At 59.1% G+C, this 26,191-nt stretch carries 21 protein-coding genes and 2 tRNA genes; 12 read left to right on the top strand and 11 right to left on the bottom strand.

The genetic code is table 11. The features are described from left to right. Positions 1 to 53: 53 nt before the first annotated feature. The 4 genes from FIU93_RS13575 to FIU93_RS13560 form a co-directional block, all read right to left on the bottom strand. The gene (locus tag FIU93_RS13575) at positions 54 to 743 is read right to left on the bottom strand and encodes an SDR family NAD(P)-dependent oxidoreductase (protein ID WP_152505855.1); all 690 of its coding nucleotides are present in this window, start codon (positions 741 to 743) and stop codon (positions 54 to 56) included. After that, positions 740 to 1,621, bottom strand: coding sequence for an SDR family oxidoreductase (locus tag FIU93_RS13570; RefSeq protein ID WP_055656727.1), 882 nt, complete (start codon positions 1,619 to 1,621; stop codon positions 740 to 742). The genes FIU93_RS13575 and FIU93_RS13570 overlap by 4 nt, the downstream gene beginning before the upstream one ends. 2 nt (positions 1,622 to 1,623) lie before the next feature. Continuing rightward, on the bottom strand, positions 1,624 to 2,226 hold the full coding sequence (locus FIU93_RS13565) for a TetR/AcrR family transcriptional regulator (RefSeq protein WP_023014618.1): 603 nt from the start codon (positions 2,224 to 2,226) through the stop codon (positions 1,624 to 1,626). A gap of 263 nt (positions 2,227 to 2,489) precedes the next feature. Continuing rightward, positions 2,490 to 2,930, bottom strand: a complete 441-nt coding sequence (locus tag FIU93_RS13560) for a ketosteroid isomerase-related protein (protein ID WP_022997944.1) — start codon at positions 2,928 to 2,930, stop codon at positions 2,490 to 2,492. A gap of 371 nt (positions 2,931 to 3,301) precedes the next feature. On the opposite strand from FIU93_RS13560, the gene FIU93_RS13555 reads away from it, so the two are divergent. The 5 genes from FIU93_RS13555 (at position 3,302) to FIU93_RS13535 (ending at position 7,349) form a co-directional block, all read left to right on the top strand. Then, positions 3,302 to 3,376, top strand: a tRNA-Thr gene (locus FIU93_RS13555). A gap of 1 nt (position 3,377) precedes the next feature. After that, positions 3,378 to 3,441 (top strand) — tRNA-Lys (locus FIU93_RS13550). 394 nt (positions 3,442 to 3,835) lie between these two features. After that, complete coding sequence (locus tag FIU93_RS13545) at positions 3,836 to 4,990, top strand: slipin family protein (RefSeq protein WP_152505854.1); 1,155 nt, start codon at positions 3,836 to 3,838, stop codon at positions 4,988 to 4,990. Positions 4,991 to 5,155: 165 nt separating this feature from the next. Next, a complete protein-coding gene (locus FIU93_RS13540) occupies positions 5,156 to 5,707 on the top strand; it encodes an RNA 2'-phosphotransferase (RefSeq protein WP_152505853.1) in 552 nt (183 codons plus the stop codon). A gap of 172 nt (positions 5,708 to 5,879) precedes the next feature. After that, complete coding sequence (locus FIU93_RS13535; protein WP_152505852.1) at positions 5,880 to 7,349, top strand: MFS transporter; 1,470 nt, start codon at positions 5,880 to 5,882, stop codon at positions 7,347 to 7,349. Between the two features lie 9 nt (positions 7,350 to 7,358). Here FIU93_RS13535 and FIU93_RS13530 read toward each other — a convergent pair whose 3' ends face one another. After that, entirely contained in the window at positions 7,359 to 8,834 is a 1,476-nt protein-coding gene (locus tag FIU93_RS13530; protein ID WP_152505851.1) for an MFS transporter, read from the bottom strand. A 250-nt stretch (positions 8,835 to 9,084) separates the two neighbouring features. Here FIU93_RS13530 and FIU93_RS13525 point away from each other — a divergent pair, with 250 nt between their 5' ends. Beyond that, the gene (locus FIU93_RS13525; protein WP_152505850.1) at positions 9,085 to 10,191 is read left to right on the top strand and encodes a PAAR domain-containing protein; all 1,107 of its coding nucleotides are present in this window, start codon (positions 9,085 to 9,087) and stop codon (positions 10,189 to 10,191) included. Between the two features lie 56 nt (positions 10,192 to 10,247). Next, positions 10,248 to 11,231: a hypothetical protein gene (locus tag FIU93_RS13520; RefSeq protein WP_152505849.1), complete on the top strand. Its 984-nt coding sequence runs from the start codon at positions 10,248 to 10,250 to the stop codon at positions 11,229 to 11,231. Between the two features lie 20 nt (positions 11,232 to 11,251). Here FIU93_RS13520 and FIU93_RS13515 read toward each other — a convergent pair whose 3' ends face one another. From FIU93_RS13515 to FIU93_RS13495, 4 genes are all read right to left on the bottom strand, one after another. After that, positions 11,252 to 12,538 (bottom strand): DUF930 domain-containing protein, encoded by a 1,287-nt coding sequence (locus tag FIU93_RS13515; RefSeq protein WP_173017318.1) that lies wholly within the window; start codon positions 12,536 to 12,538, stop codon positions 11,252 to 11,254. Between the two features lie 106 nt (positions 12,539 to 12,644). Continuing rightward, positions 12,645 to 14,633, bottom strand: a complete 1,989-nt coding sequence (gene rpoD, locus FIU93_RS13505) for an RNA polymerase sigma factor RpoD (RefSeq protein WP_031268185.1) — start codon at positions 14,631 to 14,633, stop codon at positions 12,645 to 12,647. Between the two features lie 530 nt (positions 14,634 to 15,163). Continuing rightward, positions 15,164 to 17,110: a DNA primase gene (gene dnaG, locus FIU93_RS13500; RefSeq protein WP_152505847.1), complete on the bottom strand. Its 1,947-nt coding sequence runs from the start codon at positions 17,108 to 17,110 to the stop codon at positions 15,164 to 15,166. Between the two features lie 174 nt (positions 17,111 to 17,284). After that, positions 17,285 to 17,779: a GatB/YqeY domain-containing protein gene (locus FIU93_RS13495; protein WP_051990208.1), complete on the bottom strand. Its 495-nt coding sequence runs from the start codon at positions 17,777 to 17,779 to the stop codon at positions 17,285 to 17,287. Positions 17,780 to 18,024: 245 nt separating this feature from the next. On the opposite strand from FIU93_RS13495, the gene carA reads away from it, so the two are divergent. After that, the gene (carA, locus tag FIU93_RS13490) at positions 18,025 to 19,209 is read left to right on the top strand and encodes a glutamine-hydrolyzing carbamoyl-phosphate synthase small subunit (protein ID WP_031268189.1); all 1,185 of its coding nucleotides are present in this window, start codon (positions 18,025 to 18,027) and stop codon (positions 19,207 to 19,209) included. A gap of 151 nt (positions 19,210 to 19,360) precedes the next feature. Here the strand turns inward: carA and FIU93_RS13485 are convergent, their stop codons facing one another. Then, the gene (locus FIU93_RS13485) at positions 19,361 to 19,798 is read right to left on the bottom strand and encodes a MerR family transcriptional regulator (protein ID WP_022997956.1); all 438 of its coding nucleotides are present in this window, start codon (positions 19,796 to 19,798) and stop codon (positions 19,361 to 19,363) included. 870 nt (positions 19,799 to 20,668) lie between these two features. On the opposite strand from FIU93_RS13485, the gene FIU93_RS13480 reads away from it, so the two are divergent. From FIU93_RS13480 to FIU93_RS13465, 4 genes are all read left to right on the top strand, one after another. Beyond that, positions 20,669 to 20,947: a helix-turn-helix transcriptional regulator gene (locus tag FIU93_RS13480; RefSeq protein ID WP_022997958.1), complete on the top strand. Its 279-nt coding sequence runs from the start codon at positions 20,669 to 20,671 to the stop codon at positions 20,945 to 20,947. A gap of 171 nt (positions 20,948 to 21,118) precedes the next feature. After that, complete coding sequence (gene carB, locus FIU93_RS13475) at positions 21,119 to 24,481, top strand: carbamoyl-phosphate synthase large subunit (protein WP_152505846.1); 3,363 nt, start codon at positions 21,119 to 21,121, stop codon at positions 24,479 to 24,481. A 114-nt stretch (positions 24,482 to 24,595) separates the two neighbouring features. Next, on the top strand, positions 24,596 to 25,069 hold the full coding sequence (greA, locus tag FIU93_RS13470) for a transcription elongation factor GreA (protein ID WP_022997960.1): 474 nt from the start codon (positions 24,596 to 24,598) through the stop codon (positions 25,067 to 25,069). 259 nt (positions 25,070 to 25,328) lie between these two features. Continuing rightward, complete coding sequence (locus FIU93_RS13465) at positions 25,329 to 25,790, top strand: hypothetical protein (protein ID WP_022997961.1); 462 nt, start codon at positions 25,329 to 25,331, stop codon at positions 25,788 to 25,790. A gap of 41 nt (positions 25,791 to 25,831) precedes the next feature. Here FIU93_RS13465 and FIU93_RS13460 read toward each other — a convergent pair whose 3' ends face one another. Continuing rightward, the gene (locus FIU93_RS13460; RefSeq protein ID WP_022997962.1) at positions 25,832 to 26,182 is read right to left on the bottom strand and encodes a VOC family protein; all 351 of its coding nucleotides are present in this window, start codon (positions 26,180 to 26,182) and stop codon (positions 25,832 to 25,834) included. Positions 26,183 to 26,191 lie beyond the last annotated feature (9 nt).

Here is a 26,191-nt window from a genome sequence, read left to right as displayed (position 1 = left end):
ACAGCGAAGCCCCGGCACGGCATCCGCCGCGCCGGGGCTTTCGGTTTACCGGATCAGAATTTCTCGACACTCGGCCGCAGTTCCAACTCGGATGTCCAGGCGCTTTTGTCCTGACGCGAGATCTCCAGATACGTCCGTGCGATTGCATCTGGATGAAGGGTCTTGTTCGGGTCGTCATAAGGCGCTCCACGATCCGGATTGTAGATCACCCCGTCGATGACGAAATGAACCACGTGGATGTTTTGCGGCGACAATTCCCGGGCAAGTGACTGGCACAAGCCACGCAAGGCGAACTTGCCCATGGCAAAGGGCGCTGATTGCGGGAAGCCCTTGATGCCGGCGGAAGCACCGGTGAACAGCATCACGCCCTTCCCCTTTGGCACCATCCGCTTTGCCGCTTCATGTGCGACGGCCAGCGCACCGAAGGCGGTCACATCCAGTGCGGCATGCACATCCTCAAGATCGAGTTCGGCAACCGGTCCGCGGACGCGGCCACTGGCGTTGTAGACGACAAGGTCCGGCGTTGCCCCCGCCTCGTCCAGGTCCTGGAACAGGCGCGCCACACTGGCCGCGTCGGCAGCATTGCAGGCATGGGCTTTTGCTCCGGTTTCAGCGCAAAGCCCTTCCAGCTTTCCAGGAGATCTGGCAGCCAGTGACACCCTGTAGCCTTCCTTGGCGAACGTCCGAGCCAGAGACGCGCTGAGGCCCGGCCCGGCACCGACGATCAGGGCATTGCCGCTCACGATGCGGCTCCCAGATAGACCGGCTTCAATCCGCTCACCAGCTGCGCCTGTATCGGTGCGGTTGCCTCGTTGATGGCGGTGACACCCATATCCTGCCCGACCTGGGTGCGGATCGGCCGCGATCCATCCATTGCGATCAGCTCAAGGATCTTGGTTGCGACGTTGCCCGCATCGGTGATGGCTTCACCCTGATCGAACATGCCCTGGAACATGCCAAGCAACCTGTCGCGCCCCTTGGAATAATCGCCATATTGCCCAACCCGCACCGCATCCCCCGGAGCCGGGGCGGAGGTCACCAGATCAGTGCCATGGCCACTCGGCTCCACCAGCACGGACTCGACCCCGAACGGCTCCAGTTCGTAATGCAGCGACTCGCAGTAAGCTTCCATCGCCCACTTGCTGGCGCAGTAAAGGCCGAAGAATGGCATACCGAACCGGCCTGCAACCGAACTGAGACTGATCACGAGACCGGACTTCCGCGCCCGCATCGCGGGAAGCACCGCCCGCGTCAGATGCATGACTCCATAGACATTGACGTCGAACAGATCCTTTGCCTGCTCCATGGTGAAGCCTTCCGTCAGACCAACTGGCATGACGCCTGCGTTATTGACCAGAACGTCGATCGGCTGCTCTGCCTCGATCGCCGCGACGGTCCGTTCGACACCTTTCTCGTCAGCAACATCCAGGTCGACCGGAACAAGCTTGCCCGGAAGACCTTCGGCAAAAAGCTTGAGCGCCTTGGCCGCTTCCGCGTTTCTGCCATCCAGGTCCCGCATGCCCGCATAAACGATATGGCCTTCCTGCACGAGCTTCTGGGCGGTCAGAAACCCGATACCCCGGCTTGCACCGGTAATCAGGATTGTCTTTTGGGTGGTCATTTTCATTTCCCTTCTTTCTTGAAGATTGTGCGCATGAACAGCGCCAGGGGTTCGTCGCTGCGGCTTGCCTTCATTCTCGTCAGCGCGCCGCTCCACGAATTCATCAACCAGTCGGCAGCCTGTGCCGGGGAGAGATGAGACAGTCCGATCCGGGAGAGATCCGTCTCCCGCAGGCAGATCTCGAGTTCACCGGTCAGTGCCTGCCAATGACGGTCCAATTCCGCCTGAAAGACCGGTTTCTGGTCGGCCAGCTCCGTCGACAGGTTGCACATCAGGCATCCCTGGGCGTAGCCACGGTCCTTCATCCCTTCCCGGGCACCGGAGAAAAATGCTTCCAGCCGTTCCACCGGCGAGCGTTTGCGGTCCGAAAGGCAGGCCTTTGCAAAAGCGAGCTGATCCCGGTGGTAGTGACGCGCCACTTCGAGACCGAAGTCTTCCTTGGTGTCGAAGTAGTGGTAGAAGGACCCCTTCGGCACACCACTTTCCCGTAACACGTCATTGATCCCGATCCCGTCGAAGCTGTTTTCCCGGATAAGCGTCATACCCACATCCAGAAGACGGGTTTTCGCGCTCTCGTAGGCAGCTTCGTTGCGTATTCTGGCCAAGGGGTTTCCTTTCGTCAGGGACTTCTGACACCGCTAATCCGGCTGACGCAGCGCCTTGTCAGCGGTGTTCGTTGAATTAGAAATAGACCGGTCTAATTATTATCGTCAATAAAACGAACTTCACGGTTGCGTGTGCGCAACAATCAACGAGGGGATCGCCCTTCTCAGAAACAAAAAAGCTCCCCGCGGATGACCACGGAGAGCTGATTGATCAAATGAATTTTGCCTGTCCGGCTCTGCTCGCGCAGAAGCAGGGTTTTGGCTCAGGCCTCTTCCGGCACTTTCTCACCCGCACCTTCCGTCACCTGGTCGATCCAGTCCTGAAGGTTGTAATAGGTGGTGATGCGGGCGATTTGGCCATTGCGGATCTCGAAAAAGCTGCCCGCCGGCAGCTTGTAGGTCTGGCCGTTCGCGGGCGGCAATCCGCTGTCGGTGCCGATATAGCTGCCATGGACGATGAACTCGGCAGCAGCCCGTGTCCCGTCTTCACTGACGAACAGCACGATGTCGCTGAGGCGTTCCTTGTAGCAGCGCGTCATGTGAACGTTGAAGGACCAGAACTTGTCCTTGCCGACACGGCGCTCACCCTGGTTGACGTCATGGATCAGGTCGTCGGCAACCAGGCTTTCCATTTTCTTGGTATCGCCTGCATTGAAGGCGGCAAAATAGGTGTCGATCAGAAACCGGGACTGTTTGTTGGCCATAGGTCCTCGCAGGGGCGGAAACACAATCTGGCCGGGAGTTTGCCTTCGCCGCCTTCCCGGCGCAAGAGGTCGAGAAGATTGCGGTTTACGGTTCTTCACCGAAACCGCTTCAAACCAACCAAAGTCCCCGCCCAGGGCGACAGCCGACACTCTGGGCAAAAGTGACAAAAATACAACATACTGTATCACTTTAGCAACAAACATCGCTTCTCTTGAAATTGCCGGTTGCATTGGCACCCGTTCTCGAAGTATCAACTCGTCACCGGTCACCATACTGGCACAGACATCAATGGTTCGGCCATTTTTCGCCACCCGCATGATCAGGCCCTGCCCACTCATGTACGGATGCTGTTCTGGTGGATCGGACAATCGCGCATGAAGTTTAACGGTTGAACGCCGGGAGTGTACCCCGGAAGCAACAGGCTCGACTCCTGTGATGTGCTCCATGGATAGCTCAGTGGTAGAGCATCGGACCTTTAATCCGACTGTCGCGAGTTCAACTCTCGCTCCAAAAACACGGCCTCCAACGCCGAACTGGCCTGTCACGCCAGCAGCTATGCAAGCTGTTCCATTGGGGACCCGGAGAGGTCTTGCGAACGCGGACTGGCCCTTTTGCCTTCGGGTGAAAGTGCCCTGACCGCCGACGCCAGGTCGCTTCGCCCGGCCTTTGGCAAAGGCTCTGCCGCCGCTTTGCCGGAACCGCCTGTTTTCGAACGGGTTGGAACCCGCATTGCCGCTGCTACGCCCTCTGGCCAAGGGCCCGCCGGGAGACCTCGTGCTCTCTTCGGGTCTCATCGTTTCACCCCGGGCGCCTCATGACGAGCGACCGGTTTCCTCAACCTCCAACCATCTTCAACACCGGAAAGGACAACCACGTGCCTTAGCGCATTGGAAGGATTATCGAAATGACGACTTTTCTCGACAAGATCCGCGGGCGGACCCGCGTAGTGATTTCTGAAACGGAACGGGCTCTCCACATCTGCAAGGGAGAGCTCCAGGGTATTCTCGGCCCCGGTGAACACAGCCTCGAAAATGGCCGTGGCACCCTGGTGATCGAGCGCCAGTCGATGGCAATGCCCCAGTTCCGGTCGGCATACGAGAAGGCGCTCTTCGATAAGCTTCCCCAAGTTGCCGAAGAGCACTTGACCGTTATCCGGACCGGACCGGGTGAAGTGGCGATTGTGGAACGGGACAACCGTATCCACACCGTGCTTGGCCCGGACGAGCGGCTTGTCCTGTGGACGGATGCCGGCCCGTGGACCTTCGAGGTCATCGACACGGCTGCCGACCCGGCCCTCACGCAGAAGCTCATGCGCCGGCTCGGGGATGCCCGTCAGACGCAGCAGTTCGTGATCGTGCCGGTGACCGACGGTAGCGTCGCCCTCCTCTTCATGGATGGCGTGCTCACCAAGGTGCTTGAAGCCGGGGTGCATGCCTTCTGGAAGGCAGGCCGAACCGTGACGCAGAAGGTCATCGACCTCAAGCGTCAGGCTCTCGACGTCACCGGTCAGGAAGTCTTGACCCTCGACCGCGTTACCATCCGGATCAACCTCTCCGCGGATTACCGTGTGGTTGACCCGGTGAAGGCCGCAACCGAGGTGAAGGACTTCACCGACACGCTCTACCGGGCTTTGCAGCTTGTGTTCCGCAAGCAGCTCGGCGCGCTCAAGCTCGACCAGATCCTTGAAAAGAAGGGGGAGGTCAACGCGGAAGCAGCCGCCAAGATCAAGGCCGACATGGCTGAAATCGGTGTCGAGGTCTCCGACATCGTCCTCAAGGACGTGATCCTTCCGGGCGAAATGCGCGAGATCCTCAACAAGGTGGTGGCAGCCGAAAAGGAAGCCGAAGCCAACGTGATCCGGCGCCGTGAAGAAACGAACGCAACCCGTTCGCTTCTCAACACGGCCAAGGTCATGGCTGAAAACCCGGTCATGCTTCGGCTCAAGGAGCTCGAAGCGCTCGAAGCCATTGCCGGCAAGGTCGACCGGCTCACGGTCCACAACGGAACCGGAGGCCTCATGAACGACCTCGTCCGGCTTCGGGACGACAACGCGGCATGAGCCAGAACGGCGCGGGGCAACCTGCGCCGTTTCTGTTTCAGCACGGCCCTTGCAGGCCCTGGCTGTCCAGGTCCTGTCACCTGGCCACCTCGATTGAGGGTGCGCTCGCCCGCTTTCGCAGGGGTCGCAGAATTTGAAAACAGTATACATTTAAAGAAAAAGACAATGAAAACAGACACAAAGATCTCGAAACGCCTGTCTTTCTGGCTAAGACACAAACCGGAGGACGCCGGTTTGATGCTGTCAGACAGCGGTTGGGCTGACGTAGCTGATGTCCTTGTTGCTTTAAGAGCCCTCGGCCTTGATTGCAAAAGGGATCAGCTGGAAAGAATAGTCGCGACCAACGACAAGAAACGCTTCGAGTTCTCCGAAGACCGCAAACACGTTCGCGCACGTCAGGGTCATTCGATTGACATTGAACTGGGCCTCACAGCTTTACAGCCTCCGGAGTTCCTGTTCCACGGAACGGCAACACGCTTTCTGCCGCCCATTCTGGCCGAAGGCCTGAAACCCATGGCGCGGCACCATGTGCATCTGTCACCGGATCGCGACACCGCGCACAAGGTCGGAAGCCGTCACGGCAAACCTGCAATTCTTCAGGTCGCGGCCAGCGCAATGCAGGCGGAGGGGCACACGTTTTACAGAACGGAGAACGGCGTCTGGCTGACGGATGCCGTTCCCGCACATTTCCTGGCACTGACAGAAACCCATCCATAATAGGTCTCTTCGCGAATTCGGCATCCCTGGTTACATCGTCCGGGCCGGCATGAACCAAGGGCCTTCGATGGCTAAACCCTCACCCATACCGGCGCAAAAATAAAAAAATAATTTCTTTCTTTATTTCCGAAGCTCAATATATAAAGAAAATACTTTCTTTATCGAGGTTGTCATGTCCATCAGCTCGCCAGCGCTCCCGCCCGTCAGCCCGTCACTCTTTTCACCGGAACGCGCGGCCGGCACACTGGCGCTGGTGCTGGGAGTCGGATCCCACGCCATCAACGGCTTTGTTACCACCGCTGTCCTGCCGGACATCATCCGCGATCTTGGCGGGCAGGACCGAGCATTCTGGGTATTTTCCTCTTTTGAAATGATGGCAATCCTGGCGGGCTGCCTCACTGGCGCAGCAAAGGTCCGTTTCGGTGCCCGCAGTCCCTTCCTGCTGGCGTCGCTCCTGCTTGCGGGCGGATCGGTGCTCGCGGGTCTCTCGACATCTCTGGAAGGGCTGATTGCCGGACGCGCCCTGCAGGGTTTCGGCGAAGGCATGATCATCGCGCTGTGTTATTCGCTGATCCCGGATCTCTTCCCCAGCAACATCGCCCCGCGTGTCTTTGCCTTGCTGGCAGGGGTCTGGGCCGTTGCAGCGGGTATCGGGCCGGTTTCGGCCGGCTTGCTGTCCGAACTCTGGTCGTGGCGCGCCGCCTTCCTGATCAACATACCCTTCGTGCTGCTGCTGTTCGTCCTGATGAACACGGCCTTGCCTGCGCGCGCAGTCCGTCCGGCCACGGCAAGCGACCCCACGGCCAGAAGATTGCCGGTCCGTTTGCTGGTTCGCCTTGCCCTGCTGGCAGCAAGCATCTTTCTCCTGACCGTGATAGGCGAGCTGCATGCGCCCCTGCCGCTTGCCCTGACGATTGCAGCCGGTCTGGCAACCGCAGCGCTGCTGCTGGCCTTTGACGCCGCAAGCCCGCATCGCCTTTTCCCGCGCGATGCCTTCCGGGCGCAGACCCTGATCGGCCTCGGCACCTGGATCGTGTTCCTCATTTCCGCTGCCGCTGCGGTGCGGGCGGTTTTCGTGACGACGGTGGGTCAGATCTACTGGGGCCTCAGCGTGACGCAGGCAAGTTATGTTGCCGCCGGGCTCGCCTTCTCCTGGTCGATCTTCGCCGTCATCTCTTCCCGTGCACCGTCGCGGCAGCGCGAGCTGACCTATCTGACGACCGGTCCGTTCCTGATCGCCGGCGGCTTGACCCTCACTGCTCTTGCCATCACGACCGCGTCGCTGCCTTTGTTTGCGCTCGCTGCCGTGGTTGCCGGTGCCGGCCACGGGCTGTGCAACCAGATCCTGATGCGTTCGCTGATGTACACCGCCGAGGGAGAAGACCAGAACCTGGTCTCCAGCATCCTGCCGACCATTTCCTCTGCCGGTATTGCCATCGGCGGCGGCCTTACCGGACTGATCGCAATTGTCACCGGTCTTGTTGCACCGGGATCGGAAGAACTGCTCACCCGGGAGGCCGTCGCGCGGTCCGGCGCCTCCGTCTTCTACATCAATGCGGGCCTGACACTGGTTCCAGCCCTGGCGATGCTGGTGCTACGTTACAGATTGACTGCGCGGGAAAACGCCATCGCAAACGAATAGCCGCCCCCCTCACCCAAGGCCGGCACCGCGCGTCTCGATCCGGTAGACCCACGTCACCACCGCCCCCAGCAGCGAGGTAACCACGAGGCCAGCCAGCAGCACGTCCGTTCCCAGGTCCTTGAGCAGAATCGGAAACAGGAAGGCAGTCAGAACCGCACCGATCTTGGCGAAGGACGCCGCAAGGCCCGCACCCGTGCCGCGATAGGCGACAGGAAACACCTCGCCGGCAATCAGGTAGGTCTGCGCATTCGGACCCATGTTGGTCATGAAGTTGAACAGCATGAAGCCTGCAAAGATCAGGGGGACGTCCCATCCAGGCCCTGCATGGTTGCCTGAAGCCGCAATCGCCAGACCAACGGCGCAGCCGATGAAACCGATCACCTGAAGGCGGACACGGCCAATCCGGTCAGTGAACATCACCGCAAAGACAATGCCGACAATCAGCAGGACGTCGATCAGGGCGGCGCCTTTCGCCGCAAGCAGATCATTGTAGACCAGATCAGAGAGCGACTGTGCGTGCTCGCGCTTGTTGCCAATTGAACTGGCCAGGATGACCGGTGTGAAAATACCGATGCCATATGTCCCGAGATCCTGCAGGAACCAGGGAACCGACGCAAAGATCGTCGCCTTGCGCAGTTTCCGGTCTGTCAGGAACCGGCTCCACTTGACCTTGTGCGCATGCGGCGAAGCGGCTGTTTCGGCCTTCAGCGAAATTTCGCTTGGATATCTTGGGCGCCGGTTCAGCAATCTCAGCAGTGCGGTTTCCGCGTCTGCCACCCGTCCCCTCACGATCAACCAGTTGGAGCTTTCCGGAACAAAGAAGCGGCCGGCCAGGATCAGAAGAGCAGGCGGAACGGCCGTCAGATACATCCAGCGCCAGGCTTCGGGGTCCGGAAACCAGGTGAGCGTCAGAAAGGCAAGCCCTGTACCCGACAATGCCCCGACCGCTTGAAAACTGAAGGCTCCCAGAACCATCCGTCCACGTGCCCGCGCCGGAATGTTCTCCGAGATCACCATATGCGCCGTCGGATAGTCACAGCCGAGCGCCAGGCCGACACCGAAGAGCGCTATCAGGGTAATCGAAAGGTTCGGCGCTATCGAAAGCACCAGCAGAAAGGCGATGAAGAGCGCCATCTCGACGATGAACATCGCCTTTCGTCCAAACCGGTCCGCAAGCCCGCCCAGTGCTGTCGCCCCAATCAGGATGCCGAACAGGATCGCCGAACTGACAAGCCCGTGCTCCACCGCAGTCAATTTGAATTCCCGCCCGATCAGCGGCAGGGCGATGCCGGTCATGAAGACAACCATGCCTTCAAAGAACTTGCCGGCACAGGCCAGCCACCAGATTCGCCACTGCATGCCGGTCAGGATGGAACTGTCGACATCCGTACCATCACGCCAGATCGGTGTCTCCTCGATATAGGCCTGCGGACTATCGAGGCTTGCAACTGATGCGGTGGAGAAGGTCTGCCGGACGTCGCTCATATAATCCCTCCGTTTGCCAATCGGGAAAGCAGGAGAAGGATAGACTGACGGTTATGAAATTCTGGTGATTGTCGTAACGTAAACTTTCATTCGAAGAAAACTGCCGCCTCAACTCGGGTGACCTTTGCCTGTTCTGCAGCAACTTAGGTCTTCTTCATGCCCGATCTGTCTCCTGGTCGCGATAAGCAGTATTGACAGTGTGAAACAACTTTCCGATGATCCGGCAGTTTTTATTAAGACCGGTTCATTTATGGGTTTTCCTGCCGCTCGTCTCACCGACCTGCATACCTGCCCCATGTGCATGGGGGTTCCCGCGCCAATCGTATGGAAAGGCGCCTATACCGTGCTGACCGGCAAGCTGCCGCAGGCACGTGTTGGCGACATGTGCGTTTGCGTCGGCCCACCGCCTCCAGCTGGTGGTGACCCCATCATTACGGGTGCGTGGACGGTTCTGGTCGAAGGCAGCCCTGCTGCGCGAATGACCGATCTGACCGCAAAGGCCGGAACAATCATAACCGGCCTGCCAACGGTTCTGATCGGAACGCAAGGCGGTGGTGGTGGAGCCGGAGGAGCAGGCGGCGCAGCGCCTCCGGCAAAAAGTCCGCACAAGTTCTCCGCCAGCGCGGAGAAAGGCGGCGAGAAGCCGTACAAGGAAAGATACAAGAAAAAATACAACTCGAAAGGCGTTGAGAATCCGGACAAAGAACAGCGTTCGCTGAAGGATCAGCTTAAGGACGACGCCGAGATCAGTGCCGAATACGAGTATGAGCTGTTCAGCAAGGAAAAGACCTTCTGGGAATCGGAAGGCGGTCATTTCAAGACCGAGGCGAGCGCGGAGGCAAAGCTCGGCATATCGGGCGATATAAACGGGGACTTTGCCGCTGGAGCTTATGCAAATGCAAAGGTTGCCGCCATTACCGGCAAGGCCGAAGGCAAGACGCTTAACGGGCTTGTCGGTGGCAAGGTGGAAGGCGAAGCCTTGTCCGCTTCAGCCGAAGGGGGTGTCGGCTTCAGAAAATCCGAAGATTTTGCGGGAGTGGAAGGCAAAATCGGAGGTGAACTCGTTCTGGTACAGGCCAGCGCCGAAGGCACCATTAACATCAGTCCCAAAACCCTGTACGACAACACTCTTGGCCCGTTTTTGAGCTGGGTGAGCGGAGATCCGGCGAAACGAACGCTCGACAGTGCCTATGACCACGGCCTTCGAATCGGAGGTCGCGGAGAAGCCGGTGTCGGGGCTGCAGCCGGGGCCAGCGCGCAGGCAGGAAAAATCGGTGGCGCCTATGGCGTGACTGCGGAAGCCAAGGCAGGGGCCGGTCCGATGGCGGGCTTCAAGGTCTTTGTCGGAGTTTATTAGACAGGTGGTTTTGCACTCGAGACCGCCTGCAAGAACACCCAAGGGTGATAATCGGAATGACCACTGAGGACTATGTCGCCGCCGAACTGACCGCAATCAGCCCGGCCCCGTTTGCGTTCCAGCTTCTGCTTCCCGGAAGCTGGGAGGTAAAGCAGGTCAACGAGCAGCCCCTCACGGTGGACAGCCCCACCATCATTGCGGTTTTCGAACCTCCCGAGGCGACGAATATCTCCGTTCAGGTGATCGGCATTCTCCTCAACAACGAAATCTCGGCCGCACACTGGCTCGAATACTACTGCTCCCTGTCGTCCTGGCATGTCGACACCCTGCAGCCGATCGATGCTCGCCGCGCACGCGCAAGCTGCTTCGTCAGGGCCGAAGGCCACGAACTGCGCGGCCTCGTCACCGTCACGGTCAATGGCAATACGCTGATCCTGATCCAGGCCTTTGTTCCTTCCAGCGAGTTTGCTGCCCTTTCGGACATCGTCAACATGGCCGTCAGGTCCTTCCGCACCGAACAGGTCAGGCAGCCGAACGTGATCGAGGACTGGAGCAACTTTTCCCTGTTCCAGGACATCGGCTTCTTCTTCCCGGCGTCCTGGCATGTCAACCAGCCGCAATCCGGTCTGGCCGATCGCATGGCCATCGACTTTGCCCGCACGGGCTCCAACGGCGAGATCCTCGGGTTCGCCAGACTGAAGGCGATCAGCGCACAGCAGCCGGTAGACCTTGTTCAGGAACTGGGCAAGACCCGACGGGAGTTCGAAGGTTCCGACATCATTTTCGACGCGGGTGCGACGTCGAAAGCGGTGGCGCTCGACCCGCCGTTTATCGAAGCCACCGAAGTGACCGTCGGTGCCCGCACGAGTGAAAGCGATGATCCGCTGGAATTCACCGCGCTGGCGATGAAGACCCCGTCGCACGTGATCATCAGCTCCATACTCGGCCCCTCTCGCAAGACGTCGTTCTACAATTGGGCGGTGAACATGCGTGCGCACGAAATCGCCAACGCGTCGCTGCAATTCAAGAGTCAGTCCTGAGGTCAGTCAAACTGGCGGGGTCAGAACCCCGTCAGTCCCCGTTCCAGCCACTGACTTTGCGGGATCTCCTTGCCTATCTTGAAGGAGAACCGCTCCACACGCGTCACGCCGCTGTCCGTCTCGCAGCGGAAAGCCACGTCGAACCAGCGGCCAAGACTGCGGAAAGCGGCAATACGCGGCTGCAGAACGTTGCCGCCACGAGGCCGGAAAGACGGCAGCAGTTCCGGCGGCAAGGAACTGACGGAAGCAATCTGCTCTCTCAACTCGGTCATGCACAAGAGGTTCAGCCGCTGGCCCTCGGTCATGCCGCGCATGGCCGTGCGTGCCTGCGGATCATCCAGAATATCGCGGGAATAAAGTTCCCGAGCCGCAATCATTCCGGCTGGAGGTCCTTCCGAGCCGCCTGATGCCCGCCCTCCTCCTGCCTGGTCGCGTTGAGGCGAAGCCACCGGTTTCGGTGGTTTGGGAGCGGGTGTCTTGTTCGTTGCGATCGGTCCGACAATTCCGAAGTCTTCGGCGGGCTGCTCTCCGGTTTCAGCCGTGTCCGTTTCCGCGCGGGTTCCAACGGTCTCCTCTGGCAGGGCCTCCGGCTGTTCGGGTGTTTCCGCGACGTCTGAGGCCTCCTCTGGAGCTTCGCTATCATCAGCAGCGTCTTCAGCGGCGGTATCCTGCGCTTCTTCCGAAGCATCCTCCTGCGGCGCTTCGGTTTCGGCAGCCTCGGTCTCCTGACCTTCGCCCTCACCTTCGCCTTCGCCGGCGTCCGTTTCGCCCGCCTGGGCCTCATCCGTCTGCGCGTCGGTTTCCGCCTGCTGCTCACTCTCCGAGGACGCGCTTTCCGCGGATGCCGGCGGCGTTTCCTCTTCCCCTTGCAGCCCCGTGTCTTCTTCGCCGAACTCGGTCACTTCCTGCAGAACGGACGGCTCTGGCGGTTGTTCGGGCGTCTCGGCAAGGTCTTCGCGAGCGGACGCTGGCGGTGGTGGAGGTGGCGGCGGGGCTTCCTCGGCCTGCTCCTGTTCCGGCGGCTCGGGTTGTTCGGGTGTTTCCACCTCTTCCTGCTCCGGCTGCTCCGGTTCAGGTTGCTCAAGTTCCACAGGTGGCGTCTCTTCCTCCTGCGGCGGCGGGGGCAGTAGCTCGACTTCAACCACGTCCTGTAGGGGCTGCGTCGTATAGCCGGATACGCCTTCCAGCAGCATCAAGGCTACAAGCGCGTGCAGCACGGCGGAGACCACCAGCCCCCCCAGGAAAAGCCGCCGGTCCGCAGGCTCGATCCCGACCATGTTCCGGTCCATGTCGGCGGTGATGGCCAATAGAGCGCCCTTAAAGCAAAGTTGCCGGTTGAATTCAGGTTCGAAGTTTCAAAAAAACCCGGCGTCTCCGCCGGGTTCTTTGATGTTTCAAGCTCTTCCCGGCAGCTTAGCTGTCCAGGAACGAACGCAGCTTGCGAGACCGGCTCGGGTGCTTCAGCTTGCGCAGCGCCTTCGCTTCGATCTGGCGGATACGTTCACGGGTAACCGAGAACTGCTGCCCGACTTCTTCCAGAGTGTGGTCGGTGTTCATGCCGATACCGAAACGCATGCGCAGCACGCGTTCCTCACGCGGAGTGAGCGAGGCGAGCACGCGGGTCGTCGTTTCGCGCAGGTTCGACTGGATGGCCGCATCAATGGGCAGAACAGCGTTCTTGTCCTCGATGAAATCGCCCAGGTGCGAATCTTCCTCGTCACCAATCGGTGTTTCGAGCGAAATCGGTTCCTTGGCGATCTTCAGAACCTTGCGAACCTTCTCCAGCGGCATCTGCAGCTTTTCAGCCAGCTCTTCCGGGGTCGGCTCGCGTCCGATTTCATGCAGCATCTGGCGCGACGTACGTACGATCTTGTTGATCGTTTCGATCATGTGCACCGGAATACGGATGGTACGGGCCTGGTCGGCGATCGAACGGGTGATCGCCTGCCGGATCCACCATGTCGCATAGGTGGAGAACTTGTAGCCGCGCCGGTATTCGAACTTGTCCACCGCCTTCATCAGGCCGATGTTGCCTTCCTGGATCAGATCCAGGAACTGCAGGCCGCGGTTGGTGTATTTCTTCGCGATGGAGATCACGAGACGCAGGTTCGCCTCGACCATTTCCTTCTTCGCGATACGTGCCTCGCGCTCGCCCTTCTGCACCATTGCAACGATGCGGCGGAATTCGGTGATTTCGAGCCCGGTTTCGGTGGCCAGTGTCTGGATGTCCTGACGCAGCTCGCGAACGGTTTCCTTTTCCTTCGCAATGAAGTTTTTCCAGCCGCGCGTGGAAAGATTGGCAACCTTGCGCAGCCAGTTCGGGTCGAGCTCGGCACCCTGATACTGCTTCAGGAAGTCCGTGCGGTCGACATTGTAGCTGTCGGCCAGACGCAGCAGACGGCCTTCATAGCCCATCAGGCGCTTGTTGATGTCATAGAGCTGGGCAACCAGGGCGTCGATACGGTTCTGGTTGAGCGACAGGCTCTTCACATCAACGATGATGTCTTCTTTCAGCTTCTTGTAGCGGCGCTCCTGGCTTGGCGACAGGGTCTTGTTGGCCAGCTTGTTTTCCACCAGCTGATCCTGCAGGCGGCGAAGCTTCTTGTAGTTGTCGGCGATGTTGTCGAAGGTTTCCAGGACGCCCGGCTTCAGCTCGGCTTCCATCGCGGACAGGGAAACGTTGGATTCGAACTCGTCGTCGTCATCCTCGCCGTCACCGTCTTCGCTTTCGTTTTCGGTGTCTTCAGACGCACCGCCGGAGTTTTCCGAATTGCCTTCGCCCGGCGCCACATCGTCATTGGCAACGGCCGGGCCGGCCTTGGCATCAGGGCCGGCATAGGTTGCTTCCAGATCGATAATGTCGCGCAGAAGGACCTGGGCTTCGTTCAACTCGTCACGCCAGATGATGATGGCCTGGAACGTCAGCGGGCTTTCGCAAAGACCCGCAATCATCGCCTCGCGGCCAGCCTCGATGCGCTTGGCAATCGCGATTTCGCCTTCACGCGACAGCAGCTCGACCGACCCCATCTCGCGCAGATACATGCGCACGGGATCGTCGGTGCGGTCGGCGGGCTCTTTCGTGGTGCTCTTGGCAAGCGCCGTCGTGCTTGCAGCGACCAGATCGCCGCCATCGACTTCTTCCGGGCCTTCTTCGGCTTCGTCGGAATCGATCACATTGATGCCCATATCGGAAAGCATGGACATGGTGTCTTCGATCTTTTCCGAAGACACCTGCTCCGAGGGCAGAACCTCGTTCAGTTCATCATAGGTGACATAGCCGCGTTTCTTGGCGGCTTTGATCATCTTTTTGACAGCGGCATCCGACAGGTCCAGCAGAGGGCCGTCAGGGCCGTCCGTGCTCTGCTCCTGTGTGTCGTCTGCTTGTGTCGCTTTGGCTACCATATCGTGCTCCAGTTCGCGGCCGGTCCGGCCACGCCGCGCCCTTTGTTTGGCTTCAACCCAATTCACCCCCAGCGCGCCAGCATGTGGTGCGGCGGCGTCTGAAAGAATCACTGCGGTTAGGTTTGTAAGCCGTGTCCCTTAAGTCCCAATTAACCGTACACTTTTCGACATTGGCATATTTCAGCATCGACGCAGCACACGGCCTTTTCTGTCGGCATCCGGAAACGGATGCGTAAAAGGTGTTCGTTCGGGTTGCAGCTATATTAAGACTTTTGCCGCGAGCAGGCTTGAAAGCTCCGGCGCTTGAGGGCTGCAAAGGTTCTATTTAGCTCGGCTCACGCGATTCGCAAGTGTGATTCGTCACCGGTCAATTGGAAAATGCCATTTTTGTGCTCCTGCGCACACCAAAGAGGGCATTTTCAGGCCCAATGCCGGTTCGTCGCCAGAAAACGGGTCGCAGCTCCAAAAGTTCCCTTTTCCGCAACTGAAGGTCCACACATCCTCGTTTAAGCTACCGGCAAGCCATTCCGTCAATGAGCTGCCACGACCACAGGAGGTGCCGTGCGGATCTTTTTGGCACGCTCGGCAAGGTCGGCTTCATCGCGCGCACATTCCTCTCGCCTCCGGCTGAGGTCCTGCGTCAAGGCCTGGATGCGCATCCAGGAATGCTCATCGAGCTGCTCGTCCGCGGTAGCAAGCTCGGAGGAGAGCTCGTCTTCCAGCGCATTGAGTTCCAGGACATCGAGAAAGTGCAGATAGGCCGCTTCGATGAAATCCTCCGGCGGGTTGGATTTCAGAAGCGGGAAGCGATGTGTCAGCGCGGAAAACTCCGCACCACGTTGCTGCTGCATGCCGATGGTTTCGAGCATCATTTCGCCCATGATGTTCCGAAGCGGTTCCTCGAATGCGCTGGTCAGGTCGGAAATGGGCGTCGCTTCCAGATCGTCGACGATCCGGCACAAAATGTCCCGCAATTGCCTGTGGAGATCATTGGCAAACGGCAACCTGGAAAACCGCTCGAAGTTCCTGTCGAGCAGATGCGGGAAGCGCATGCTCAAACCGAGCACCAGCCGTTCGGTGCCGAAATCGTGGCTGGCAGCAACCCGTTCGCGTGCTGTGCCGAGCGGAGACGCCGCATCGGCTGAACCACCGCCCTTGCCACCCTTGCCCCCCTGCCGGGACTGGCGTGCCTGCTCGAAGAACAGATTCGACAGCTTGAACTTGAGATCGAGCTGATACCGTCGACGCACCCGCTCGTCGCGAATGGTGGCAATCAGATCATCGAACCGCTTTTCCAGTGCCGCCTTGCGTTCAGGCGTATCGAGCCGTGAAACGGAAATCTCCCGCTCCCAGACCACATCGAACAGGGACTGTGCCCGCTCGACTTCGTCATGAAAGCCTGCCACCCCGCGCTGCTTGATGAGGTCATCAGGGTCCATGCCGTCAGGCAGGAAGCAGAACTGGAACGAATAGCCGCTCTTGAGCACCGGAAAGATCCGGTCGATGGCGCGATGCGCCGCCGAAACACCTGCCGCATCGCCGTCAAAGCAGATCACCGGTTCGGGGGCGAATTTCCAGAGCCGCACCACCTGGTCTTCGGTAAAGGCCGTGCCCAAGGACGCGACCACATGGTGGATGCCCGCCTGCCAGAGGGCGATGGCATCAAGATAGCCTTCCACCACCACTGCCTCGCCGCTTTTGAAGGCGGGTTCGCGTGCGCGATGGGCGTTGAACAGCATGACACCCTTGTGAAACAGGGGTGTTTCCGGCGAGTTCAGATATTTCGGCTGTCCGTCCGGCGACAGGGTCCGCCCGCCAAAGGCGACCACCCGGCCACGGTCGTCCTGGATCGGGATCATCAAACGTCCGCGGAACCGGTCGTAGGACGGGCGCCCGTCTTCCGGCTTGATGATGAGCCCTGCCTCGATCATTGCAGCTTCCGGGATCTCTCGCGCTGCAAGATATCCCTTCAGCGCATCGCGGCTTTCAGGCGCAAACCCGAACCGGAACTCGCGCAGGGTGTCGGGCGTCAGGCCGCGTTTTTGCGTGTAGGCGCGGGCGGTGTCGCCACGAGGGCCCACGAACTCGGCCTGAAAGAACTGCGCCGCCATTTCGCAGATATCGGCAAGCCCGGCCCGCTTCTTCTCGCGCCGCGCCGCCTGGGGATCGGGCGCAGGCAGACCGACGCCTGACTGTTCGGCAAGGCGTTCGACAGCCTCCGGAAAGCTCAGCCCTTCGGTTTCACACAGGAACGTAAAATGATCACCGGACGCACCGCAGCCAAAACATTTGTAGCGGTTACGGCGATCGTCGACGTGAAAACTTGGACTCTTTTCCTGATGAAACGGGCAGCACGCCCAATAGTCGCCCTTGCCCGGCTGCGTCTTGCGCCTGTCCCAGGTCACACGCCGCCCGACAACATCCGACAAGGTCAGACGGGCACGAATTTCATCGAGTAGGCGCGGTTCGAAACGCATGGAACAGTGTACGGGTCCGGATTACAGAAAACGGCATCCTGCCATCGGCACATTCGGGCGCCGCCGGTCAGTCCGCCAAAATAGAATGTCTTGAAGGTTGTTTCCAGTGGTGCCGGGCCTCATGCCCGGCTTCTGGAAGATTTTTGCATCAGCCTCACCGGCTGCAACAGCGGCTCAGTCCTGTTTACCAGTCCCGGTGCTGCCCTGTTCACCACCGTCAGCGCGCAACATGTCCTTCACCAGGCAGGACGCCTGCACGAAGTCCATTTTCCCGGGATAACGGCTCTTCAGTTCGTTCATGCAGCGGCCGATGTCACGCAGACCATGCGCGTCGATATCCTTGACCGTCTCTTCGCAGATCTTCTGCATTTCCTCGTCACTGAGCTGAACGGGCAGAAATTCACGGATGATTTCCTGCTCTTCGCGCTCCTGCTCGGCCAGGTCGAGCTGTCCGCTGCTTTCGAACTCTTCCGCGGAAGTTTCCCGCTGACGGATCATTTTTTGAAGGATCTCAATCACTTCGGTTTCGTTGACGCCGTCCTTGCCGTTTTCACGGGCAGCAGCCTCACGGTCCTTCACAGCGGTCTGCACCAGACGCAACGTGGCGCACCTGCGCTTGTCGCCTTCGTCCTGTGCCGCTTTCAGGGCAGCGTTGATTCTTTCGCGCATCACATCGCGCATGGTTCACCCCACCCCTGCCGCGCTGAGGCCCGGCGCTCAGGGGCGCCATTCCATTTTCTCAGCCAAGCCATTGAATTTTAAAGATCTTTTTTCATAGGATCAATATTGACGATCCAAGCCGCTTCCCATAGAGTCCCGCGCTTAATGCAGGCGGCCTTTTGCGGGCTTTCCAGCCCGCCGCAGACGCCCTTCCTGCAGCGCATGATGTCACCAACAAGATCTGGAAACAAGACATGACGACTGCAGACGCATGGTCCGAGACCCCGGCGACCGCCTTGCTTGTGCTCTCCGACGGCAGTGTAATCGAGGGACAGGGCCTCGGCGCAACCGGCCAAGCCGTTGGTGAGATTTGCTTTAATACGGCAATGACCGGTTACCAGGAGATCCTGACCGACCCATCCTATTCCGGTCAGATCATCACCTTCACATTTCCGCATATTGGCAATGTCGGCACCAACGATGAAGACATCGAGACGGTCAACATGGCCGCAGACAGCGGCATCCGCGGCGTTGTGCTGGCAGCCGCCATCACCGATCCGGCCAACTACCGGGCGGCAAAACATCTCGATGCGTGGCTGAAGAGCCGCAACCTGATCGGCATCAGCGGCATCGACACCCGCGCGCTGACCGCACTGATCCGTGAAAAAGGCGTGCCCAACGGCGTGATCGCGCATTCGCCGGACGGCAAATTCGATGTCGATGCCCTGAAAACGGCTGCCAGAAACTGGCCCGGCCTGGTGGGTATGGACCTTGCCAAGGACGCTTCCACCACCCAGTCACACCAGTGGCACCAGACGACCTGGAAATGGGACGAGGGCTACGGAGAGGCAAAGGCCGGCAAGTTCAAGGTCGTTGCCATCGACTACGGCATCAAGCGCAACATCCTGCGCCTTCTGGCTGACGCCGGCTGCGAGGTCACGGTTCTTCCCGCGACCGCGACGGCGGATGACGTTCTGGCGCAAGCGCCCGATGGCGTGTTCCTGTCAAACGGCCCCGGTGATCCGGCCGCAACGGGCGACTACGCAGTGCCGATGATCAGGAAGATTGTCGATGCTGGCGTTCCCACGTTCGGGATCTGCCTTGGCCACCAGATGCTCGCACTGGCGCTTGGCGGCAAGACCCTCAAGATGCACCAGGGACACCATGGCGCCAATCATCCGGTATTCGACCACACCACCGGCAAGGTTGAAATCACGTCGATGAACCATGGTTTCGCGGTGGATGCGGACAGTCTGCCGGACAACGTTCAGCAGACCCATGTGTCCCTGTTCGACGGATCCAACTGTGGTTTGGCGATGAAGGACAAACCCGTGTTTTCCGTCCAGTATCACCCGGAAGCATCCCCCGGCCCGCGTGACAGCCACTACCTGTTCAAGCGGTTTACCGACCTGATGGAAAGCGCGAAATCGGCAGCCTGACCTACTCGGGCCCCGGGAAATGCAGACAAGCGTTTGGCCGACGAACCAGCCGGCCAACGCCACTCCGCCACCGGAATGCAGCATTGTCTCAAATAAAAAACCCCGGCGTGCAGTGCACACCGGGGTTTTTTGATAACTGATGCCGGAAGCTTTATCCGATCAGTTCGTCAAATGCCGTCAGGATCTGACCGACTTCTGCGATCTGCTCGTCAAGCATCTGCTTCTGCTCCACCAGGATTTCCTGTTGCGCAAGGCAGATTTCCTGAAGTTCCTTGAACTGGTCTTCCCGTTTGCCGTTGCCTTCCACCAGCTTGATCACCCGGCGGATTTCGGCAAGCGTGAGGCCGATCTTCTTGGCCTGCAGGATTACCCGCATCCGCGAAACGTCACGTGGACCGTAGAAACGGCGTGCGCCCTTGCGAACCGGATTGAGAAGACCCTTTTCTTCGTAGAAACGAAGCGTCCTGAGGGTTACGTCGAACCGCTCGGACATTTCAGAGATCGCGAGAGCGCGATCGTCAAGCATCACTTCTTGTCCTGGCCCGGCAATATCCGGCACCACGACCATCTTGGTTGCTACATTGTTCATACTTTTAAGCCCGATCTTGTCTTTTTTGTTCCAAGTCTGGCTGGGTCTTGCTGCGCTCCCGACTCGCCGGTCCCACCTCCGGTTCATCAGGTCCCACTAGCACCGCAATTACAGCCCCCGCAGCTTGAAGCGCAATGCTCTTCGCTTCAGAAGCTCCCAACGCCAAACTCATAGGAGACTAAGCAGTAGTCTAATACACCGGATCGACAGTTAAAATCTACGCCAAATTTAGGAATATTGCCCAGTTTTTACGGAAGTTTCAGTTATGCGAAAACTAAAACTAAAAACCTACGAGAAAGGACACGCAACTACGAATGTTTATTCAGGGGCACTTTAGCCAAAACACGAACAAATATTAATTATCGATAATCTGAATATAAGAACTAGACTTTTCTTGAATATATAAATCCACAATAAATTTTCTTTACCTCACGGCAACGACCAAGGGAAAATTACTTAGTTCGCTTACTCCTAACCCTGAGGATTATTACAATTAGTGAATTTCCCTTAGATATTATGTAGGTAAAAAAGTTCACGAATCGTGATCCGCGAGACGAAAATGAACGCTACATACACAACAATACCCGCTATGCGCGAATATCAATTCAGCCTTACTCCTCATGAAAAGATAAGGAAAAATCTAAGCTTATCACTTATTTGACACGCCGTTACGGCACCGAACAAGTATATCAATTTTTTGTCCACACGGTCAATTTTACCATCAAATTCAACCACCTCCATCGACGCAAAAGAGCACATTGTGCACTTCTCGATTGACAAGCGATGAGCAAGGTTATTTTTGTCAGAAGTACCGGACGAGCGAACCCGCAAGGGGATGCCCGCAACCAAGGTATTCTGGAATAAGACGAAATGGCCGATTCAAAATCCAAAGACACCATGCCCGGCATGACCCCGCAGCAGTTCCGCCATTGGCGGCGAGCACTCGGGCTCAAGCAGAAGGATGCGGCAGACCGTCTGGGCCTGAAGAAGCGCATGATCCAGTATTACGAAAAGGGAAATCGCGACGGGCGACCCGTTGAAATTCCCAAATCCATCCGCCTTGCCTGCTATGCATTGTCGGAAGGGATCGGCGACTTTGACGGCCAGACAACGATCCCGTTACCCGCCGAAATTGCCAAGCCGGAATAAAGTCGTGATTTTAGCTCGCAAAAGGTCGACTTTCACGCCCTGGCGGGGTTCCCTCCTGCGCAGCTTTTCCCTATAAGACGCGCTCAGCCAACATAGTCATACCCTCATGTCCGAGCCAGACCGAATAGCGAGCCCGCTGTCCGGAAAGGCCGCTGCGAGCTGCGAGCCGAGATGCCAAAACGCACAGATATCTCTTCCATCCTGATTATTGGTGCCGGTCCGATTGTCATCGGCCAGGCATGTGAATTCGATTATTCGGGCACCCAGGCCTGCAAGGCGCTGCGCGAGGAAGGGTATCGCATCATCCTGGTCAACTCGAACCCGGCGACGATCATGACCGACCCGGACCTGGCTGACGCGACCTACATCGAGCCGATCACTCCCGAGCTGGTGGCCAAGATCATCGAGAAGGAACGCCCGGATGCGCTTCTGCCGACGATGGGGGGCCAGACCGCGCTGAACTGCGCACTCGATCTGGAACAGATGGGTGTTCTGGAAAAATACGGCGTGGAAATGATCGGCGCCCGCGCCGATGTCATCGAAAAGGCTGAAGACCGCGAAAAGTTCCGGGCTGCGATGGACGTCATCGGCCTGGAAAACCCGCGCGCGGCAATTGCCTCCTCCCCGGCAATTCACGACGAGAACGGCCGGATCGTCGGTTACGACCGCAATGCCGGCTATCTTGAAGCCATGCGCGCCATCGACGAGATCGGCCTGCCGGCGATCATCCGCCCCGCCTTCACCCTGGGTGGCACCGGCGGCGGCGTTGCCTATAACCGGGAAGAATTCGAAACCATCGTCCGCTCCGGCATCGACGCATCTCCGGTCGGTCAGGTCCTGATCGACGAGAGCCTGCTCGGCTGGAAGGAATATGAAATGGAAGTGGTCCGCGACACGGCGGACAACTGCATCATCATCTGCTCCATCGAGAACGTCGATCCGATGGGCGTGCATACCGGTGATTCCATCACTGTCGCGCCGGCGCTGACGCTGACCGACAAGGAATACCAGATCATGCGCGACGCCTCGATTGCGGTGCTGCGCGAGATCGGCGTGGAAACCGGCGGATCGAACGTGCAGTTCGCGGTCAATCCGGACAATGGCCGCCTGGTCGTCATCGAAATGAACCCGCGCGTGTCGCGGTCTTCCGCCCTGGCCTCCAAGGCAACCGGCTTCCCGATCGCCAAGATCGCGGCCAAGCTTGCTGTCGGCTACACGCTGGACGAGCTGGAGAACGACATCACCGGCGGCGCGACCCCGGCATCGTTCGAACCGACCATCGATTACGTGGTCACCAAGATCCCGCGTTTCGCCTTCGAAAAATTTCCGGGCTCCGAAGCAACCCTGACCACTGCCATGAAGTCGGTCGGCGAAGTGATGGCAATTGGCCGGACCTTCAACGAAAGCCTGCAGAAGGCATTGCGTGGTCTGGAAACGGGCCTGAACGGCTTTGATGAAACCGAAATCCCGGGCCTTGATCAGGGCGACGACCGCAACGCCCTGCGCGCTGCCGTCTCGACACCGACACCGACCCGGCTTCTCAACGTCGCCCAGGCCATGCGCCTTGGCATGACGGTCGAGGAAATCTACGAGGCCAGCGGCATCAATCCCTGGTTCCTGGAACAGATCGAAGCCATCCTGGAAATGGAAGCGAAGGTCCGCAAGCTCGGCCTGCCGAAAGATGCCGCGAACTTGCGCAAACTGAAGGCCATGGGCTTTTCCGACGCGCGCCTGGCAAGCCTTGCCGATCTCGATGCGTCGGACGTTGCCAAGCTCCGCAAGCAGCTGGACGTGCACCCGGTCTACAAGCGCATTGACACCTGCGCTGCCGAGTTCGCCTCCCCGACTGCCTATATGTATTCCACCTACGAGGCTCCCTTCATGGGGCAGCCCGCGTGCGAGGCGAGCCCGTCCGACCGGAAGAAGGTGGTCATTCTGGGTGGCGGCCCGAACCGGATCGGCCAGGGTATCGAGTTCGACTATTGCTGCTGTCATGCCGCCTTCGCGCTGGAAGACGCGGGCTACGAGACCATCATGGTCAACTGCAACCCGGAAACCGTCTCCACCGATTACGACACGTCCGACCGCCTCTACTTCGAGCCGCTGACCGCTGAAGACGTGCTGGAGATCATGCGCAAGGAGCAGGAGAACGGCACGCTGCACGGCGTCATCGTCCAGTTCGGCGGCCAGACCCCACTCAAGCTGGCGCAGGCCCTGGTCAAGGCGGACGTGCCGATCCTCGGCACTTCACCGGACATGATCGATCTTGCCGAAGACCGTGACCGGTTCCAGAAGCTTCTGATCAAGCTCGACATGAAGCAGCCGGAAAACGGCATCGCCTATTCCGTCGAACAGGGTCGCCTCATCGCCGGTCAGCTCGGCCTGCCTCTGGTGGTCCGCCCGTCCTATGTCCTGGGTGGCCGTGCCATGCAGATCATTCGCGACGAGGAAGCCCTCAACTCCTATCTGCTCGGCACCCTGCCGGAGCTGGTCCCTGCGGAAGTGCGGGCAAAGTACCCGAACGACAAGACCGGCCAGATCAACACCGTGCTGGGCACCAACCCGCTGCTGTTCGACCGCTATCTCGACGGCGCGATCGAGGTGGATGTCGATGCCCTTTGCGACGGCAAGGACGTGTTCGTCTGCGGCATCATGGAGCACATCGAGGAAGCCGGCATCCATTCCGGCGACAGCGCCTGCTCCCTGCCGCCGTTCTCGCTCGGCGAAGAGATGCTTGAAGAACTCAAGCGCCAGACCACGGCATTGGCTCTGGCACTGGAAGTCGGCGGACTGATGAACGTGCAATACGCCATCAAGAACGGCGAGATCTTCGTTCTGGAAGTCAACCCGCGCGCATCGCGCACCGTGCCCTTCGTCGCCAAGACGATCGGTGCGCCGGTCGCCAAGATCGCCAGCCGCATCATGGCGGGAGAAAGCCTGGCTTCCTTCGGTCTCAGCGAGAAGAAACTCGACCATATCGCGGTCAAGGAAGCTGTCTTCCCGTTCGCCCGCTTCCCCGGCGTCGACACGATCCTCGGACCGGAAATGCGCTCGACGGGCGAAGTCATGGGCCTCGACACAGCCTTCGGCAAGGCCTTTGCCAAGTCCCAGATCGGCTGCGGCACAGGGGTTCCGGACAAGGGCACCGTGTTCGTTTCCATGCGCGACGAAGACAAGGCCGGCGTGCTTGACGCCGTCCGCAGCCTGGAAGCCGGCGGTTTCACGATCATCGCCACCGGCGGCACCCAGAAGTTCCTCGAGGACAAGGGGATTGCGGTGAAGAAGATCAACAAGGTTCTTGAAGGCCGCCCTCATATCGTTGATGCTATCAAGAACGGTGAGGTCCAGCTCGTCTTCAATACGACCGAAGGCGCACAGGCCATCTCCGACAGCCGGTCGATGCGCCGGGCGGCTCTTCTGAACAAGGTACCGTATTACACGACCCTTGCAGGATCAGTGGCTGCCGCGAAAGGCATTGCCGCCCATAAAGCTGGGAGCCTTGAAGTAAGACCTTTACAATCCTACTTCGGCTAAGGCTATTATACTCGTGACCGGCCGGGAAAGCGCGCCTTTCCCGGCTTGGTTTGTTTTTGTCAAAGCGCGGTCCTCGAGATTAGGGGGACCCAATAAGCTGAAGGTCTGAGACCAATGGAAAAAGTTCCGATGACCTCCGCCGGGTACAAGATGCTCCAGGACGAGCTGAAGGAACGTACCGCGGTAGAGCGCCCGCGCATCGTCGAGGCGATTGCTGAAGCCCGCGCGCATGGCGACCTGTCGGAAAATGCGGAATACCATGCGGCTAAAGAAGCCCAGAGCCTGAACGAAGGCCGTATTTCGGAACTGGAAGACAAGCTGTCCCGCGCTGAAATCATTGATGTGACCAAGCTGTCCGGCGACATCGTCAAATTCGGCGCGACCGTCACCCTCATTGACGAGGACACCGAAGAAGAAAAGAAATACATGATCGTTGGCGACGTCGAATCCGACGTGAAGCAGAACAAGGTCTCTATTTCTTCTCCGATCGCCCGCGCCCTGATTGGCAAGTCCATCGGCGACAGCGTCGAAGTTGCTGCCCCTGGCGGTGCCCGGTCTTACGAGATCGTGGACGTACGCTTCGTCTGACCCCAGCCTTTCAGTGTTGAGCCTTCCCGGTCTGGCCTCTCTTTGCAGGGACCGTCCCCGGTCTTAGCAGGCCTGAAAACTGCCCCTGGCCGTTTCAATGTCCGGGTTCCCTTTGAACCCGGACCTGCCTGGCACACCTCCCCGGCAACGTACGCGCGTTCTGCGACTGTCCTTAAGTCGCAGCAAAAGCAGAGCTTTCCCTTTGACGTCCACGACACAGCCGTTAAGCTGACAATCGGAAAGTGTCGGAGGATTTGCAATGGTCTTTAACGCGATTGCTGTATGGTTGTTGATCGCGTCGGTGCCGTTATGGATATACCGCTGGTTTCTGTTTTCCAGGCTCACGGCACGCGAACGCCTGATGTTCAAGCGCCTCGTCGCGCAACGCCACGAAAGCTCCTTCGTGTTCGCCGTGCGGATGGCCGGCTACCTGATCGCTCTGGCTGTTGCCGTCTTCTTCGTCGTCTTCGGTCTGCAATATCTGAAGTATGGCAACTTTGGCATAACGACCTACAGCGACACGATACGCAGCAGGTTCTATTCCGGCATTGAACCTGTCGACCAGGCGCTCGACAGCTACCACTATGACCAGATGCTGCCCGTTGCGGCACTGACGACCATCCTGCTGGTGACCGTCGCCTTTACACTGGTCACCGCCGCTCTCAGGGACATCTCCCTGATCCGGCGTCTCCAGAAAAAAGTGAAAAAACTGGCTTCGTGAGTTTGTTGGCGCCCTTGCCTGCCGGATCGGCAGGCAGCGCCTCACGCGTGCTGCAAGATATTCACCAGGCGGCCAAAAGGGTCGCGCACATAAAAGCGCCTGACGCCCCAGGGCTCATCTGCCGGGCCGTATTCGATGCCGAGGCCTTTTGCCTGCACTTTTTCCAGCACTTCTTCAAGGTTATCGACTTCGACCGAAAAATCGGGCACGGGGGTTCCCGCGCCGCCTTCCGCTGCAATGCTGACCTGGGCCATTGCCCCCCGTTCGCCTGCAAAGGTGACGATCCAGCCGTGATCCATCGCCAGGTCCATGCCCAGCACGTCGCCGTAGAAGCTTTGCGCCTTGCCGGTATCCGGCGATGCGATGTTGGCAACGACACGTTTCACAGCCATGGCGTCTTG

The sequence above is a fragment of the Labrenzia sp. THAF35 genome (genome assembly GCF_009363595.1).
Classification (GTDB): Bacteria; Pseudomonadota; Alphaproteobacteria; order Rhizobiales; family Stappiaceae; genus Roseibium; species Roseibium algicola.
The sequence above is the reverse complement of the archived record's forward strand: the minus strand, read 5'-3'. Positions and strand labels throughout refer to the sequence as shown.

What these genes read in the sequence shown, in the direction of transcription:
- FIU93_RS13570 (WP_055656727.1), bottom strand. Translation starts at nt 1,621, where the DNA reads ATGACCACCCAAAAGACAATCCTGATTACCGGTGCAAGCCGGGGTATC.
- FIU93_RS13560 (WP_022997944.1), bottom strand. Translation starts at nt 2,930, where the DNA reads ATGGCCAACAAACAGTCCCGGTTTCTGATCGACACCTATTTTGCCGCC.
- FIU93_RS13545 (WP_152505854.1), top strand. Translation starts at nt 3,836, where the DNA reads ATGACGACTTTTCTCGACAAGATCCGCGGGCGGACCCGCGTAGTGATT.
- FIU93_RS13540 (WP_152505853.1), top strand. Translation starts at nt 5,156, where the DNA reads ATGAAAACAGACACAAAGATCTCGAAACGCCTGTCTTTCTGGCTAAGA.
- FIU93_RS13535 (WP_152505852.1), top strand. Translation starts at nt 5,880, where the DNA reads ATGTCCATCAGCTCGCCAGCGCTCCCGCCCGTCAGCCCGTCACTCTTT.
- FIU93_RS13530 (WP_152505851.1), bottom strand. Translation starts at nt 8,834, where the DNA reads ATGAGCGACGTCCGGCAGACCTTCTCCACCGCATCAGTTGCAAGCCTC.
- FIU93_RS13525 (WP_152505850.1), top strand. Translation starts at nt 9,085, where the DNA reads ATGGGTTTTCCTGCCGCTCGTCTCACCGACCTGCATACCTGCCCCATG.
- FIU93_RS13520 (WP_152505849.1), top strand. Translation starts at nt 10,248, where the DNA reads ATGACCACTGAGGACTATGTCGCCGCCGAACTGACCGCAATCAGCCCG.
- rpoD (WP_031268185.1), bottom strand. Translation starts at nt 14,633, where the DNA reads ATGGTAGCCAAAGCGACACAAGCAGACGACACACAGGAGCAGAGCACG.
- dnaG (WP_152505847.1), bottom strand. Translation starts at nt 17,110, where the DNA reads ATGCGTTTCGAACCGCGCCTACTCGATGAAATTCGTGCCCGTCTGACC.
- FIU93_RS13495 (WP_051990208.1), bottom strand. Translation starts at nt 17,779, where the DNA reads ATGCGCGAAAGAATCAACGCTGCCCTGAAAGCGGCACAGGACGAAGGC.
- carA (WP_031268189.1), top strand. Translation starts at nt 18,025, where the DNA reads ATGACGACTGCAGACGCATGGTCCGAGACCCCGGCGACCGCCTTGCTT.
- FIU93_RS13485 (WP_022997956.1), bottom strand. Translation starts at nt 19,798, where the DNA reads ATGAACAATGTAGCAACCAAGATGGTCGTGGTGCCGGATATTGCCGGG.
- FIU93_RS13480 (WP_022997958.1), top strand. Translation starts at nt 20,669, where the DNA reads ATGGCCGATTCAAAATCCAAAGACACCATGCCCGGCATGACCCCGCAG.
- carB (WP_152505846.1), top strand. Translation starts at nt 21,119, where the DNA reads ATGCCAAAACGCACAGATATCTCTTCCATCCTGATTATTGGTGCCGGT.
- greA (WP_022997960.1), top strand. Translation starts at nt 24,596, where the DNA reads ATGGAAAAAGTTCCGATGACCTCCGCCGGGTACAAGATGCTCCAGGAC.
- FIU93_RS13465 (WP_022997961.1), top strand. Translation starts at nt 25,329, where the DNA reads ATGGTCTTTAACGCGATTGCTGTATGGTTGTTGATCGCGTCGGTGCCG.
- FIU93_RS13460 (WP_022997962.1), bottom strand. Translation starts at nt 26,182, where the DNA reads ATGGCTGTGAAACGTGTCGTTGCCAACATCGCATCGCCGGATACCGGC.